14 protein-coding genes are annotated in these 15,136 nt (G+C 70.5%); 5 read left to right on the top strand and 9 right to left on the bottom strand.

Going from position 1 to position 15,136, the window contains the following annotated elements:
• Positions 1–6: 6 nt before the first annotated feature.
• Entirely contained in the window at positions 7–2,208 is a 2,202-nt protein-coding gene (locus ABZ454_RS09275; protein WP_359536828.1) for an FUSC family protein, read from the bottom strand.
• Between the two features lie 280 nt (positions 2,209–2,488).
• On the bottom strand, positions 2,489–4,957 hold the full coding sequence (gene uvrA / locus ABZ454_RS09270) for an excinuclease ABC subunit UvrA (RefSeq protein WP_359536826.1): 2,469 nt from the start codon (positions 4,955–4,957) through the stop codon (positions 2,489–2,491).
• Between the two features lie 449 nt (positions 4,958–5,406).
• Here uvrA and ABZ454_RS09265 point away from each other — a divergent pair, with 449 nt between their 5' ends.
• Positions 5,407–6,525 (top strand): hypothetical protein, encoded by a 1,119-nt coding sequence (locus tag ABZ454_RS09265; RefSeq protein WP_359536824.1) that lies wholly within the window; start codon positions 5,407–5,409, stop codon positions 6,523–6,525.
• Positions 6,526–6,795: 270 nt separating this feature from the next.
• Here ABZ454_RS09265 and ABZ454_RS09260 read toward each other — a convergent pair whose 3' ends face one another.
• The 5 genes from ABZ454_RS09260 to ABZ454_RS09240 form a co-directional block, all read right to left on the bottom strand.
• Entirely contained in the window at positions 6,796–7,647 is an 852-nt protein-coding gene (locus tag ABZ454_RS09260; protein WP_359536822.1) for an SDR family oxidoreductase, read from the bottom strand.
• A 29-nt stretch (positions 7,648–7,676) separates the two neighbouring features.
• Positions 7,677–8,318 carry an SDR family oxidoreductase gene (locus tag ABZ454_RS09255; RefSeq protein ID WP_359536820.1) on the bottom strand — a complete coding sequence of 214 codons (642 nt, stop codon included), beginning with the start codon at positions 8,316–8,318 and terminating at the stop codon, positions 7,677–7,679.
• Between the two features lie 22 nt (positions 8,319–8,340).
• Complete coding sequence (locus tag ABZ454_RS09250) at positions 8,341–8,763, bottom strand: LLM class flavin-dependent oxidoreductase (RefSeq protein WP_359537123.1); 423 nt, start codon at positions 8,761–8,763, stop codon at positions 8,341–8,343.
• 149 nt (positions 8,764–8,912) lie between these two features.
• The gene (locus ABZ454_RS09245; protein ID WP_359536818.1) at positions 8,913–9,851 is read right to left on the bottom strand and encodes an NADP-dependent oxidoreductase; all 939 of its coding nucleotides are present in this window, start codon (positions 9,849–9,851) and stop codon (positions 8,913–8,915) included.
• Positions 9,852–10,210: 359 nt separating this feature from the next.
• Positions 10,211–10,906 (bottom strand): helix-turn-helix domain-containing protein, encoded by a 696-nt coding sequence (locus ABZ454_RS09240; RefSeq protein ID WP_359536816.1) that lies wholly within the window; start codon positions 10,904–10,906, stop codon positions 10,211–10,213.
• Between the two features lie 17 nt (positions 10,907–10,923).
• On the opposite strand from ABZ454_RS09240, the gene ABZ454_RS09235 reads away from it, so the two are divergent.
• Positions 10,924–11,142, top strand: a complete 219-nt coding sequence (locus ABZ454_RS09235; RefSeq protein WP_359536813.1) for a hypothetical protein — start codon at positions 10,924–10,926, stop codon at positions 11,140–11,142.
• Between the two features lie 14 nt (positions 11,143–11,156).
• Entirely contained in the window at positions 11,157–12,197 is a 1,041-nt protein-coding gene (locus tag ABZ454_RS09230) for an LLM class flavin-dependent oxidoreductase (RefSeq protein ID WP_359536811.1), read from the top strand.
• A 162-nt stretch (positions 12,198–12,359) separates the two neighbouring features.
• Here the strand turns inward: ABZ454_RS09230 and ABZ454_RS09225 are convergent, their stop codons facing one another.
• Entirely contained in the window at positions 12,360–12,710 is a 351-nt protein-coding gene (locus ABZ454_RS09225; RefSeq protein ID WP_359536810.1) for a DoxX family protein, read from the bottom strand.
• Positions 12,711–12,863: 153 nt separating this feature from the next.
• Between ABZ454_RS09225 and ABZ454_RS09220 the strand changes: the two genes are divergently transcribed.
• Together ABZ454_RS09220 and ABZ454_RS09215 are read left to right on the top strand one after the other, a co-directional pair.
• On the top strand, positions 12,864–13,403 hold the full coding sequence (locus tag ABZ454_RS09220; protein WP_359536808.1) for a MarR family winged helix-turn-helix transcriptional regulator: 540 nt from the start codon (positions 12,864–12,866) through the stop codon (positions 13,401–13,403).
• Positions 13,404–13,695: 292 nt separating this feature from the next.
• Positions 13,696–13,971 carry a GlsB/YeaQ/YmgE family stress response membrane protein gene (locus ABZ454_RS09215; protein WP_356319702.1) on the top strand — a complete coding sequence of 92 codons (276 nt, stop codon included), beginning with the start codon at positions 13,696–13,698 and terminating at the stop codon, positions 13,969–13,971.
• 249 nt (positions 13,972–14,220) lie between these two features.
• On the opposite strand, the gene ABZ454_RS09210 is transcribed toward ABZ454_RS09215, so the two are convergent.
• Complete coding sequence (locus tag ABZ454_RS09210) at positions 14,221–15,072, bottom strand: phytanoyl-CoA dioxygenase family protein (protein ID WP_359536806.1); 852 nt, start codon at positions 15,070–15,072, stop codon at positions 14,221–14,223.
• Between the last annotated feature and the right edge of the window lie 64 nt (positions 15,073–15,136).

Here is a 15,136-nt window from a genome sequence, read left to right as displayed (position 1 = left end):
GCCCGCTCAGATGCCCTCCCGCGGCGGTCGGGCCGATACGTCGTCCCGCGCTCCCTCTTCCATGTCCGCTCGGGCCTGCCGATCCTGCCGATCCTGCCGGACCGACGCCACCTCCCGCTCCAGCGGCGACGTACCGATGGCGGTCGTCAGCTCCTCAAGGGCCCGGAGCACGAGTTCGGCACCGCGCCGCACCACCGGAGCCGGGCTGTCCTCGGCGCTCTCCCAGGCGGCGAGCGCCTCCTCGACCCGGTCCCAGGACGGGGTCAGCCGCTGGCGTACCTCCCGTGCCGCCTGCGCGGTGTCCGCCCTCAGGGACTCGGCGAACCGCTCGGCGCCGGGGACAGGCCGCGTCCCCCGCGCCGGCAGATGGGCCTCCAGCAGCATCGCCGCCCGCCCCAGCGAGGTGAGTGCTTCCCGGGCGTCCTCCGCCGCACTGCGGCTCAGTCCACGGTGCTTGACGGGCTCCCGCTTGGCCCGGTCGAAGGCCTCGTCCCACGCTGCCTCCGCCGCGCGGCTGGCGAGCAGGGCCCGCCGCACTTCCGCACGGTGCCGGTCCGCCGGATCCGCGTACGCGGCGATCACCGCCGCCGCGTAGCGCCCGCTCGCGGCGAGCCAGTCCGCGAGCCGGTCAAGCAGCCGCGGGGTCTCCCAGGCAGGGAAAACCATGTAGGCCAGCATCGCGAGCGCACCGCCGATCAGCGTGAGCAGCACCCGGTCCGGCACGGTCTGGTGCCACTCCTCGCCCCCCATCCCGAGCAGGAAGACGACATACGCCGCCACAAAGGACTGGGAGACGGCGTACCCGGTGTGCATCAGCAAGTACAGCAACGCGGCCGAGGAGACGGCCAGCCCGCCGGACAGATACGGGCCCGGATTCAGCAACTGAACCACCCCGGTGGCCAGTCCGACACCGATCAGAGTGCCGGCGAACCGGGCCACAGCACGGGCATAGGTCTGATGGAAGTCGGGTCGCAGCACCATGACGGAGGTGATCGGCACCCAGTAGCCGTGCCCCAAAGGGAGCGCCGTACCGAGCAGAAAGCCGAGGGAGGCCACCACCGCCAGGCGTACGGCGTGCCGGAGGACCGGCGAGTCCCGCACGAGTTCGTGACGCATCGAGCGCAGGACGGTCGGCACCATCCGGAGCACGGTCGGACGCAGCAGGGGCGACGCGCCCGGCTTCCCGGGGGCAGGGGCGTACCCCGCGCGGCTGTCACCGCACTCCACGGTCTCCACGACTTCGCCGAGCAGGTCGACCAGCCGGGACGCGGCCGCCCTCGCCGGACCCTTCAGCACCTCCTCCCTTTCCTCCCTTGCCCCGGCCCGTAGCGCCTCCACGGCCAGGGCGGGCACCTGGGCCGGGGCACCGCGGCGGATGGACCGAGCGGCGGAGTCCAGGACCTCGGCGGCCGTGGCCAGCAGTTCCCGCGCCCGGTCGCGTTCGGGGCCCTCCGCCGGTGCGCCTACCCCGGGGTCGGCGAGCGAGGCCAGGACCGGCCGGATGCGCTCGGCCAGGCCTCGGGGGCCGTGCAGGGCAGCGGGCCGCGTGCGTGCCTGCAACGGCGTGACCGCAGCAGCATCCCGGGCCGTCATCATCGGCTCCGGGTCGAAGCGGGCCGTGGGATCGTGCCGCAGCCGCCGGGCGTAGTCCGCCACGGCGGCGAGGGCGTCGGCGAGCGCGTCCCGGTGTGCTCCCCATCGGCGGATCGGGACCAGCAGGATAAGTGTCGCCTGCACCACTCCGCCGAAGGCGATGATCGCGGCGTGCTCCACTGCCTCTCCGATGCTGGTGGGCAGGGTGACGGTCACCAGCATGATGCCGACGGTGGTGGTCGCGACGATCCCGGCGGTCGGGCTCGCGGCCCAGGCCGCCCCGGCGAGAAACGCCCACACGGCGAGCAGCAAAAGGAACGCTACGAGGTGTGCCGCCGCGACATAGCCCAGGAAGGTACTGAGCGCCAGACCGGCACCAGCAGCCAGCGCGAGCACCTTGCGCGGGCGCCAACTGCGCTGGAACGTGGCGGTGCCGGCCGAGAACGCGCCGAACGCCGCGGAGGCGGCGGAGGCCGGGGAGGAAAGCCACAGAGAGAGTCCGATCACGACTGCGAGACCGGCCGCCGCGCGCAGCGCGACCAGGGGTTCGAGCCGCGTGCGCTCGATCGTCAGCCCGGAACGCACGACCTCCATCAGCGCCCGCAGCCACGTCACGGCGCCGAGCTTAGGCCGAGGCCAGGGCCGTCCGCGTCAGCCGCACCGAGCCCCGGTCCGTGGATCGGCGCCGCGGTCTCGACCGGCACCCGCATCGCGGCCGCCTTCGACATCCCACGATGCGCCACCTCGCCGGACTCATCGTGGAATGGGCCCGGACGGAGCACCTCCCGAGCGTGGCTTTGTCCACGAGAACGCCACAGGCCGGAACGCGGCATGGCGAGGCGCGTGGCCCTGCGCTCCGAACCCGGCTGATGGGTGCTCAGCCCTTCGCGCGGCGTCAGGAGCGCGCGAGCCGGGCCGCGAGATAGGGCGCGGTGGCGCTGCGGCGGACCCTCGCCAACTTGGCCGGCGGGCCCGCCGCGACCACCCGCCCTCCCGCGTCGCCGCCGCCCGGCCCGAGGTCGATGACCCAGTCGGCGGTGGCGATCGTGTCCAGGTCGTGCTCGACGAGGACGACCGTGTTGCCGGCGTCGACGAGCCGGTGCAGCTGTCGCAGCAGCAGCGCGATGTCCGAGGGGTGCAGCCCGGCCGTCGGCTCGTCGAGCAGGTAGAGCGCGTGCCCACGACGGGCTCGCTGCAGTTCGGTGGCCAGCTTGATGCGTTGCGCCTCACCACCGCTGAGTTCCGTCGCGGGCTGGCCCAGCCGCAGGTACCCCAGTCCCACCTCGCGCAGCGTCTCCAGACTGCGGGAGGCGGCCGGAACGGCGGAAAGGAACTTGGCGGCGGCGTCGACCGACAGCGCCAGCACTTCCGCGATGTTCTTGCCGCGGTAGGTGACTTCCAGCGTTTCCGCGTTGTACCGGGCACCCTGGCAGGTAGGGCATGGCGCGTAGGTGCCGGGCAGGAACAGCAGTTCTACCGCGACGAATCCTTCGCCCTGGCAGGTCTCGCACCGCCCTTCGGGCACGTTGAAGGAGAACCGCCCGGCCGAGTAGCCACGCGCCCTGGCCTCGTCCGTCGCCGCGTACAGCTTGCGCACCGCGTCGAACATCCCCGTGTACGTGGCCAGGTTGGACCGGGGAGTTCGGCCGATGGGCCGTTGGTCGACCCGGACCAGCCGGTCGAACGACTCGACCCCCGACGCGTCCTGGACGTCGACCTCCAACTGCGCCTCGCCGGGCTCCTCGGGTACGAGTCCGAGGTGGGCGCGGACGACCTCGGCGAGCACCTGCGTCACCAGCGTCGACTTTCCGGAACCGGACACGCCCGTCACCGCCGTCAGTACGCAGAGCGGTACATCGACGGACACGTCGTGCAGATTGTGGCGGGAGACGCCACGCAGGTGCAGCCAGCCGTGCGGTGTGCGTGGGCGGTGATCGAGCGGCTGGGCGCGCCCGAACAGGTACTGGCTCGTGGCCGACTCCCCGACCCGCTCAAGACCGGCGACCGGGCCGCTGTACAGCACGCGTCCGCCGCCCTCGCCCGCACGGGGGCCGATGTCGACCACCCAGTCCGCCCGCCGTACGACGTCCATGTCGTGCTCCACGACGAACAGCGAGTTGCCTGCCGCCCTGAGGCGGTCCAGTACGTCCAGCAGCGGTTCCGCGTCAGCCGGGTGCAGGCCCGCGGAGGGTTCGTCGAGGACGTAGACGACGCCGAACAGCCCCGAGCGCAGCTGGGTGGCGATGCGCAGGCGCTGCGCCTCGCCGGGCGACAGGGTCGTCGAGCGGCGTCCGAGGCTGAGATACCCCAGGCCCAGGTCGAGCAGGACGTCGACCCGCGCGACCAGATCGCCGCAGATCCGGACCGCGACCTCGGTCGTCTCCCCGGATCGGGCGGTCGATGTGGTGGCGGCGGCCCTGGACCGTCCCGCGACGGGCCGCAGCAGCGCCACGACCTGGGTGAGCGGCATCGCGTTGATCTCGGCGATGGACCGTCCGGCGAAGGTCACGGCGAGTGCCTCGGGACGCAGCCCGCTGCCGTGGCACTCGGGGCAGGGCACACTCCTGACGAACCGGAGCGCCCGTTCGCGCATCTTCTCGCTCTTGGAGTCGGCGAGGACGTGCATGACGTGCTTGCGGGCACTCCAGAACTTGCCCTGGTAGCCGTAGTCGACGCGGTCCTGCTCCGGCTCGATGTAGACGGAGGGCTGCTCGTCCGTGTACAGCAGCCAGTCCCGGTCCTTCTTCCTGAGCCTGCGCCACGGCCGGTCGATGTCGATCCCCAGGCCGGTCACGACACTGCGCAGGTTGGCGCCCTGCCAGGCACCCGGCCAGGCGGCGATCGCCCCCTCGCGGATGCTGAGCGAGGGGTCCGGGACGAGCAGGTCCTCGGCGACGTCGTGTACGACGCCCAGTCCGTGGCACTCCGGGCAGGCGCCGGCCGGGGTGTTCGGTGAGAACGACTCGGCTTCAAGCCGTGCGGCCCGGGGCGGATAGGTGCCGGCACGGGAGTACAGCATGCGCAGCAGATTGGACAGCGTGGTGATGGTGCCGACCGTCGAGCGCGTGCTGGGCGACCCGCGGCGCTGCTGCAGGGCCACGGCCGGTGGCAGTCCGGTGATTTCCTGCACGTGCGGTGCGCCGACCTGTTGCAGGAGTCTTCGGGCGTACGGTGCTACGGACTCGAAGTAGCGCCGCTGGGCCTCCGCGTAGAGCGTGCCGAACGCCAGCGAGGACTTGCCCGAACCGGAGACGCCGGTGAAGGCGACCATCGCGTCCCGCGGAACGTCGACATCGATGTTCCGCAGGTTGTTCTCACTGGCGCCCCGGACATGCACGAAGGGGTCGCTCGCGTCCTTGTTCACCGTTCCTGATTACCTGATCGCGCCGTGAACCGCGCGACAGGCACCGTCACCGGGCTCGCTCACACGAGCGTTCGGAGTGTCCCAAAGATTCATTCTCGATACACGGCTAGTAGCACGTCGTCACCTTGGGTGATATTGCCTGGTGGTGGGCATCTTCTGGACGTCTGGACGTGAAGCTGAGCGAGGTGGAGGGACTCCAGGGCCCGGCGCGGACGGTGGCGCGCCATGCAGTGCAGGCGGGAGCGGTACCGGAGCGGGTGGCCGCGGTGACACACGCGATCGTGACCTTGGTGGTGAGAGCAGGCCCTGTACTGGGCGACCGAAGAGATCTGCCCATACCGCCTGCACCGGTCGGCGGGAGCCAGCGTGTCACGTCGTGCCCACGCCACCCCGGGGGCATCCTGTGGGCACTCGCGATCGCGGGGACAGCCGACGAAAAGGGTCCAGCCATGCCGGTGTCCTCGCAGGTTACGGTCGTGGCTCTCCTCGCGGACCCGGACGCGCCGACCGAGATCGCTCAGCGCATGGCCCAGACACTTCCTGGTCGGCTCGCCGGCAAGTCAGGCCAGGGGCGACGGTTCGACGTCGAGGTGGTCAGTGAGCCTTTCACCGCAGGGACCGAGGACCCGCCCACCTTGATGCACCGTGTCATGGACCGCGCGAGTACGGAGAACTGGGACATCGTCGTGGCCCTCACCGACCTTCCGCTGCACTCTCACAGGCGCAAGCTCGTTGTGGATCTGAGTCACGAACACGGCGTCGCGCTGCTGTCCCTTCCGACACTGGGGGGCTGGCGGCTGCAGAGAAAAGCCCGGCGAGCCGTGGAAGAAGCCGTGCTCAGCTTGGCGAACCCGCGGGCCACTGGGGCTGAGGAAACGCCGCGAAGTCAGCCGCCGCTGGGGCCCTTCGCCGGTCGTCTCGCACCTATCCATCCGGGCCCGGTCGACGAGGAGGAGACCGCCGATCTGCGCTACGTCGCCAGCGGGCCGCGCGGTTACCTCCGAGTGCTCGTCGGTATGGTCCGCGCCAACCGCCCGTGGCGGCTGGTGCCGGGTCTGTCCAAGGCCCTGGCGGCCGCACTCGCCACAGGAGCCATCGCCACCGTGAACTCCACCGTCTGGAGCCTGGCCGCGTCCCTGAGCGCGCTACGTCTCGTGATCGCCATGGTCGGTTCTGTCGCGCTCATGATCGGCTGGCTGATCGTGGACGCGAACCTGTGGCATCGAACAGCGGAGGTCTCGCCGGAGGCGAGGAAGAGGGAGGCTCTCTACAACGCCTCGACCGTTGTGACCGTGGGTATCGGGGTGCTCGTCTGCTACGTGGGTTTGCTGGTCATCAACTTGGTGTGGGCGCTGTTCATCCTCACCGACCAGGTGTTCGCCTCCATGACACGAACGCCGCTCCACGCCACGGAATACTGGACGCTGTCCTGGTTCGTCGCTTCGATCGCCACGGTGGGCGGCGCTTTGGGATCGGGCTTGGAGAGCGACGAGGCGATCCGGGCAGCCGCCTACTCCAAGCGCGAACAGGAACGTCGCCGCACGCTGCAGGACGACCACGGTGACTAGGCAGTTTGTGCTTGGATCACCGGTCGACCAGAGGAAGGTGCCCGACGTGGAGTCCGGCCAGGTGGACGGTCGCGGTCCATGTTGCTGATCGTTCCGCCCCGGTGGCGTCCGGAGCCGGGGTGCAGGGGGTGGTTGTGGGTAGACCGCCGGCTGCGGTCGTGACCGCCCATGCGGTCGGACGTACCGGTTCGCTGGGCGGTGCTCGCATCGTCTGTGCGGAGGAAAGAGCGGGGAGTCGCGGTGCGGCGCCCCGCTCTCGAGGACCGGAGATCAGGCCCAGGTGCGGAGGGTCGTGGCCAGGGGCTCGGTGGGGTGGCCGATCAGCCGGGTGAGATCGCCCGAGGTGGGGGCCATGGCGCCGTCACGCATGTTGGCGTTGAGCGTGACCATGAAGGCTGCGGTCCCCTCGTCGAGGCCGAACGCGAGGAGCTGCTCGCGCTCCTGCTCGCCGGTGAGCGCCTGGTAGCGAACCGGGGTGCCGAGCACCTCGGCCGCGGTGGTGGCGAACTCCTCGAAGGACCAGGCGGTGTCGCCGGACAGCTCGTACGCCTTGCCTTCGTGGCCGGGGGTGGACAGGACGACGGCGGCGGCTTCGGCGAAGTCCTTGCGGGGTGCGGTGGCGATGCGGCCGCCGGCGATGCTGTTGGCGATGACGCCGCGCTCGCGCGCTCCGGCGAAGTCCTGCTGGTGGTTCTCGGTGTACCAGCCGTTGCGCAGGAAGGTCGCGGGGATGCCGGAGGCGGTGATGAGCTCCTCGGTGGCCTTGTGGTCGGCGGCGAGTTCGAGGATCGTCGTCGGCGCTTCCAGACCCGAGGTGTAGATCAGGTGCGTTACGCCGGCCTGGCGGGCGGCGTCGATCGCGTTGCCGTGCTGGGCGACGCGGTCTCCGGGGCCGAAGGAGACCAGGAGCAGCTTGTCTGCGCCGTCGAGCGACTTGGCGGTCCCGTCGACGTCGTCGAGGTCGACGGCAGCGGTGCGCAGCCCGCGTCCGGCGAGTTCGGCGAGACGCTCGGCGTTGCGGCCGAGGGCGAGGATGTCGCCGGCGGGTACACCTCGTGCGATGAGTGCGTCGATGGTGAGGGCGCCGAGCTTGCCGGTGGCGCCGATGATCGCGATGGTCATGAGGAGACTCTTCTTCCGGCCGGGTGGGTTCAGTTGCTGATGGCGGGTGCGCGGCCGACGTACGTGTCGTCGTCGATCTGGGCCGCGGTGAAGGCGGCGATGTCGGCGCGGCTGACGGCGAATCCGAGCTTGTCCGTGCCGAAGTAGCCGATGCGGACGCGGTCCTGCCTGGGGGTGTTCTTGGGTGCGATGAAGCGGATGACGGTCCAGTCGAGGCCGGACTGCTTGATGAGGTCGGTCATGCCGGTGATCTCGTCGTAGGCGCGGCGCATGAAGGTGCGGGGCAGGAAGCCGATGAGCCGGGTGACCGGGGTGGGCTTCTCCCGCGGGTCGAGGACCGCCGGGGTGGCGTGGCCGATGTAGCGGCGCACCTTGTGGTTCTTCATTGCGTCGAGGATGTGGCCGGTTCCGGCGACGAGCGGCGTGCCGGTGGCCTTGCGGTCCATGCTCGGGCCGAGCGCGCTGACGACCGCGTCCGCACCGGCGACGGCCGTGTCGATGGCGTCCTGGTCGGAAACTTCGCCGATCACGATGCGGACGCGGTCGCCCCAGGTGGCGGGAACCTTCTGCGGGTTGCGGGCGTAGGCGGTGACCTGGTGGCCGCGCTCCAGGAGCTCGGCGACGGTCAGGGAGCCGATCGCGCCGGTGGCACCGAAGACGGTGACGTTCATGCGGGGTCTTCTTCCTTGGGTCTCAGGAGGCGAGGACGTGGCGGACGGCCCGGGGGTTCACTTCGGCCTCGTGCAGCGGCGGGCGGAAGCGGCCCTCCCACGTGACACGCTCTTCGTCCCGGAGCCGCAGCAGCAGGTCGAGCTTCTCTGCGTACAGGTCGTCCAGTCGCGAGATGTCCTCGCCGAACAGGGCGAACGGCTCGGCGAACGCGCTGCGCCCGGCGATGATCTCCGCCCTGCCGTGGCTGACGAGGTCGAGCGTGGCGAAGTCCTGATTCACGCGCACCGGGTCGAGCACACTCGGCACCGTCGCCGTCGTGGTGAGCCTGGTGCGGCTGGTCGACCTCGCGATCGCGGCGTGCACCACCGCCGGGGAGGACACGGCGAACTGCCTGGTGTGGTGTTCGCCGATCCCGAAGACGTCCAGCCCGTGCTGCTCGGCCAGGACGCCTTACCCGATGATGTCGTCGGTGCGGCCGGCCGCCGTGTCCGGGCTGCCGGGGAATATGTCGCGCACGGAGAAGACGCCGAGTTCCATGAGGCTCCTTGGACTTCTTCGGGTGCCGTCGCGAGGCCGGGGCGGGGCGGGGCAGGTCAGGAGCAGGTGACGGTGATCTTGCCGAGGGTGCCGTTGGTGAAGGCGGTGAACGCCTTGTCGACCTCATCGAGGGGGTAGGTGGCGGTGACGGGCACGGTGAGAGCGCCGGTCGCGGCCTGGTCGGCGAGGGTGGTGAGGGTGGCCGGGTCGGGGTTGGCCATGATCGGGTGGACGGTGATGTCGATGCCCTCGACGGCGTCCTGCGTCAGACCGACGGTGGAGGCGAGGTGTCCGCCGGGGCGGACCAGGCCGGCCAGGGCGGTGCCGTCGCCCGCGAGGTGCAGGACGGCGTCGACGCCGCCGGGGGCCAGGGCGCGGACCTGGGCGACGAGGTCGCCGGTGAAGTCCACGACCGCGATGTCGGTGTCGTGGAGGCCGGTGACGAAGTCGGCTTCGGCGCCGGGGCGGGCGGTCGCGATGACGCGGGCGCCGCGGGCGGCGGCGATCTGGAGGGCGATCGCGCCGACCCCGCCGGTCGCTCCGGAGACCAGAACGGTCTGGTCCTTGGCGACGCCTGCGGCGTCGATGCTGTTCAGCGCGGCGGTCCCGGCCAGCCCGAGCCCGCCGGCGTCCTTGACGTCCAGGCCCTCGGGGATCGGGGCGACGCCGAAGCCGGCGTTGACGGTGACGTATTCGGCCAGCGCGCCGCCGCCGAGGTAGGGCTTGAGGGCCACACCGAAGACCTTGTCGCCGACCGCGTAGCCCTCGACGCCTTCGCCGAGCGCGTCGACGGTGCCGGCGAAGTCCATCCCGGCCACCAGCGGGAAGCGGTGTTCCATCATCCCCTGCAGGTGACCGCCCAGGACGGAGAGGTCGAAGCCGTTCACCGAGGACACGGCGACCTTCACCAGCAGTTCGCCGGCCTCGGGACGCGGCGTCTCGGCCTCGGCGACGACGGGAGCGGAGGGAACCTCATTCAGCGTGACTGCACGCATGACACAACACCTTTCTGAAATGGAAAGGGCTATCCGTTTCCATGTTGTCCAGAGTAACAACAGAAGTGGGGAGCGCATTCCACTTGGTGCGAGGTGATGGGGCTCACCGTTCGCCGCGACTGCCTCGACGGCGTATCCGAACGGCTCTCATGCGCAGGTGGGACCACGTTTCCCGGCGCGCGTGGCCAACGTGTGGCGCACCATCGCCCGCCCGGTCCGGCTCGTCATGTGCGCGCCGTAGGTCTCCTCTGACGCTCAGTGACCGTCCGCGTCCGCGCGTGAGTCCGGCGGGCGACGACAGCCCGACTGTGCCGCGAGGGTCCATGCGTCGCCCGATCGCCGCGGTCCGCGTCGCGCGCCTACGAGGCGTGTGAGCCGCTTCGCGTCAGGCGGACCATCGCCCGGTAGAGGGCCGCGGGCGCGGGGGCCTCCGGCATGGGAGGTACCGGGGCGTCGGGGGCGGCGTAGGAGCGGAGCATGTGAGCAACCAGTCGCCGCCAGGCGTCAGGAGCGGCGTCGCCCGCGGCACTGACGACACCCGCGTTGGCCATCAGCAGGATCGGGATGTCCCGGTCGGTGAAGTCTTCGCGCAGGTGACCCGTCTTCCGGGCCCGGGCGATGAGCGCGAGAACGTCGTTGTACGCCTCGGCGCGGCGGGCTTCGAGCGCCTTGGCCGCCGGGAAGGTCATGGTCAGCACGTCGGCGAAGCCGCGGTCGGCTGCCTGCATGGCGCAGATCGCGTAGATGTAGTCGGTGAACGCCCGCCAGGCGTCGGGCTCGGCCAGGGCCGTGGTGACGGACGCGGCATAGGCGTCCATGCGGTCGGAGAAGACGGCGTTGATCAGTTCCTCCCGGCTGGCGAACCGGCGGGAGAGAGTCGCATTGCCGACCCCCGCTTCCCGGGCGACGGCCGCCATGGAAACGGCGAGACCCTCGCGGGCGTAGAGGCGGCGGGCGGCCGCGAGGATGCGGTCGCGGTTTCGCTCGGCATCGATGCGCAAGCCCGTTCCGGACTGCACATCCTGGGACGCGTCGGGGTCTGCAGGAGAAGTCATGCCTCCATCCTAGTCAAGTGGGAAACCCATCCCACTTCTGTTGTTACGCTGTACAGCGCCGAAACGGGCAGGCCATTCCACTTCGGGTCGAGCTCGCGAGCGGCCGCATCCGCTCCGGCTTCCTCGGCATCGACAAGGCCGGCTCCGCTGTGAGCCGCGCCGACATTGCTGCCTTCCCCATCTCCCAGATCACCGACACCCGGTACCGACGGGCCAGGCCCGCCATCGGCAACTGAAACAGGAACAGGTCATGACCTTCGAACTCGGCGTCTACTCCTTCGGCAACACGCCGCGCCTGGCGGACGGCAGCCGCGGCCCTACCGCTCACGCCATCCGGGACGTCCTGGAGGCGATCAAGCTTGCCGACGAGGTCGGACTGGATTACTTCGGAGTGGGCGAGCACCACATGCGCGCGATGCCGCTGTCCTCGCCCACCTCCGTCGTCAACGCCGCCGCGGCGTCCACGAACCGGATCAAGCTCAGTACCGCCGTCAGCGTCCTGTCGACCGACGACCCCATCCGCGTCTTCCAGCAGCTCGCCACCGCCGCGGCCATCGCGCCCGGCCGGATCGAGACGGTCGCGGGGCGCGGCTCCTCCGCCATCACCTTCCCGCTGTTCGACCACAGCGAGCACGACTACGACATGCTCTACGCCTCCAAGCTCGAACTGCTGATGGCGGTCAACGCCGGTGAGAACGTGTCCTTCGACGGCCCGCACCGCAAGCGCCCCCTCCAGGACGCGACCGTCTTCCCGCGTCCCGAACAGCCGCTGAAGATCTGGCTGGGCACCGGCGGCAGCCCCAACTCCGTCTACCGCGCGGTCGAACTCGGCCTGCCCATGTTCCTCGGCATCCTCGGCGGCACCCCCGAGCACTGGGCCCAGTACGGCCGCGCCTACCGCGCCGCCTGGGCGGAGGCCGGCCACCCCGCCGAGCAGGCCGACATCGCCGTCGCCGTCCACGGGTTCGTCGCCGACACCGGTGAGCAGGCCCGCGCCACCTACCTGGAGTACGAGCACCGCATGATGGCCGAAGGCATGGCCGAACTCGGCCGCCCCGCCCCGCCGCGCGCCGACCGCGCCGCCGCCTTCGGGCCCGACGGCATGGTCTTCGTCGGCAGCCCCGACGAGATCGCCGACCGCATCCTGCGCCTCCACGGTCTGCTCGGTCACAGCCGCCAGATCCTCCAGATGGACGTGGGCGGCATGCCCCAGCGTGACTTCCTGCGCGGCATCGAACTCCTCGGCACCAAGGTCCTGCCCCGGATCCGCGCCGAGCTCCAGGGCTCCTGAGCCGCGGACGGCGCCCTCCCGCAGTACGTGTCGACCGAACGCGCAGCCGATCCCTGGGCCGGCTCGTCGGCGAAACGCTGACTCGACGGGAGAAGTCGCCCACGGGGGGAAGTCGTCCACCGGCCCGCGCGCCGCGGGCCGGTGTCACTGCCGTGCGCGCGGTCAGATCGTCGCGATGGCCAATACCAGCGGTGCCACGGAGACGAGCATGATGACGGCCGGCGCGCCGACTCCCTTCTTGTCGCCCGCGCGGAGATGCGTGATCACGGCGCCCAGGAAGTAGAGGACGACACCGATGGCGGCCGCGACACCCAGCGGGCGGTAGGCGATGCCGACGAGGAGGCCCAAGGCGCCCGCGATCTTGACGAGGCCGAGTGGCACGAACCAGCTGTCACGAACCCCGAGCGCCTTGAGCTGGTCCGTGATCTTCGGGTCGCGCGTGATGTCGCCGCGGGCCGAAGCGAGCAGCAGCAGGGACAACAGGATGGCGACGACGACATAGGCGATGAACATGAGGAACTCCGGAGGGGAATGGGGGACGGGGCCCGCTGGGGGGTCCAGAAACGTCCGGGGTGCGGTACGGAAAACGATGTATCGCAGGAGATAATGTAAGTGCTTCAATGATTCGCGGCAACCAACTCTTTGCTTGCTTGCTACGGTCGAACCATGGCCCGCGAACAATCCGGCGACACCGCCCCCGCCGCCCGCGCTCCCGTCAGTTCCACCGCCCGCGACGACGCCCCCGAGCCAACCGGCCCGGAGTCCCGGCTCTCCCTGCTCCTGGCGCGGCACGGAGGGGTCACCGAAGCGTGGATCCGTGAGGCGCTCACGACCTCCGGGGTCACTCCCCGCCACGCCATCGTGCTGATGCACCTCAACGACGGTCAGCTCGGTCAGCGTGATCTCGGTGCCCGTCTGTGTGTGGATCCCAGCGTCCTGGTCACCCTTCTCAACTCGCTGGAGGACCGCGACCTGGTGCGACGGCGCCGTGATCCAGCCGATCGACGCCGTCATATCGTGGAGATCACCGATGCGGGCGCGGCTGCCGTCACGAAGATCGACGCCGCCATCAGCCGTGTCGAGGACGAACTCCTGGGGGACCTCACGCCACAAGAGCGCGACACCCTGCGCGCGCTCCTGGCCCGCGTCCGCACCACTCACGACGGCGACTGCGACGGCGGGGGCGATCCGGCCGCGAAGTGCTGACGACGAGGTACCTCGAAAGACGCCGGTCCCTGGGCTGCTGATCCCGGGGCCCGGCCTCGGCACGGCCACGGCTATGTCCGGTCGGCGGCCTCGACCGCACGCTGACCAGCCCCGTCCCGTACGCGACGATGGCGGCCGGACGCGGTCGCGGAGTCAGGCAGTCACGGTGCCGGGGAGACGCAGTGCGGGCGGTCCGGTCGGCACATGGGCAGAGGTGCCACGTTTGAAGGGGCCCGGACGGTAAAGACGGTGCTTTGACACAGCCTTTATACGACGAGGTAGGAGACGCATCATGGGCGTAATTGCCTGGATCTTCATCGGGTTGCTCGCAGGCGTCATCGCCAAGGCGCTTCTTCCGGGCAGGGACCCGGGCGGCATCATCATCACGATACTCATCGGCATCGCGGGAGGACTTCTCGGCGGCTGGCTCGGCAAGGTCATCTTCGGAGTCGACTCCATCGACGGCTTCTTCGACCTGTCCACCTGGATCGCCGCGATCGTCGGCTCCATCATTCTCCTCGTCCTGTACCGGGTCATCACAGGCAATCGGCATTCCCGTCACGCCTGACACCCGGCTCCACGCGGACCGCACGCGCTGAAACGGCTCCCCCTCTGCACGAGGGGGAGCCGTTCCGCCGTTCGCCGCACAAGACGTCGGCACGCCGGAATCCCGCCGCGCCATGGGGTCGGCCCGGAAGCCGCGGGGGGTGGGCAGGGCGAATCGAGGCTGCGGCGGCCCGTGCGGCGGCCGAGCGAGCGGGGCTCGGCTTGCCGGGGCGCCGACGGGTGGCGCCTCCGGCGCCACCGCGGGGTGGCCTCAGGCGTCCCCCATGACCAGACCTTCGATGGTGTGTTTCTGCGTCATGGGCGTCAGTTCGTCCACGACGGGGCAGTCGAGGTGCCGGCGCACCCGCGCGGGCAGGGCGTCCCAGTAGGCGCGGGTGACGGCGGTGTCGTGGCGATCGCCGTTGTGGGCCTCCGGCCCGTCGATTCCGAGGACGAGGACGGGGCGGGGCTTGGCGGACCGGTTGGTCGTCCCGCGATGGATCGTCAGGGCGGTCCGGGCCGAGATGTCGCCGCGCTGCGGGTACTTGCGGACCGCTCGTTCCTGGTAGCGGGCGTAGTGCGACCTGGGCGGGAACATGCCGTGCTCGAACTCCGGGCTGTCGTCCCACTGCGTGCCCGGGGCGATCTCGAACGGCCCCATGTCCTCGGCCGTGTCGACGGTGGTCACGTTGAAGGCGAGGGAGGTGAGGCGCCGTTCGCGACGTGTCTCGTCGGGGATGGGGAAGTCGCGGTGCCACGGTTGGTTGACGGCGCCCTCCAGCGGCACGTCGAAGCCGAGCTCCACGATGCGGTAGTCAGGACCGAGCGTCGCGGCGCACAGGGAACGCACCCAGGGGTGCTCCACCAGCTCCACGAACCCCCTGATCTGCTCGGGGTGAATCTCCACGTAGAACCGGTGGGGGCCACGGCCGACGGCGCCGCCGGGGCGGCCCAGCGCTTCCTTGAACGCCGTGTCCACGTCCTCGCCGAGCTGATCCGCCCACGCCTTGGTGAAGGCGCCCTTACGTGCGGTGATGCCGTCCCCGTAAAGGGCCTCCACGTCCGGCGACACGTCGATGTCCAGCTCGTCGACGGCGATGCCCGGGAAGATGTGCGCGCTCATATCGCGCCTCCTTGCGCCTCGGTGTGCGCACCATGTTGCAACGTCGCATGCGACGTTGCAATAG

Source organism: Streptomyces sp. NPDC005803, from assembly GCF_040630435.1.
Classification (GTDB): domain Bacteria; phylum Actinomycetota; class Actinomycetes; order Streptomycetales; family Streptomycetaceae; genus Streptomyces.
Note: the sequence above shows the minus strand (reverse complement) of the source record. Positions and strands in the feature narration are given on the sequence as shown.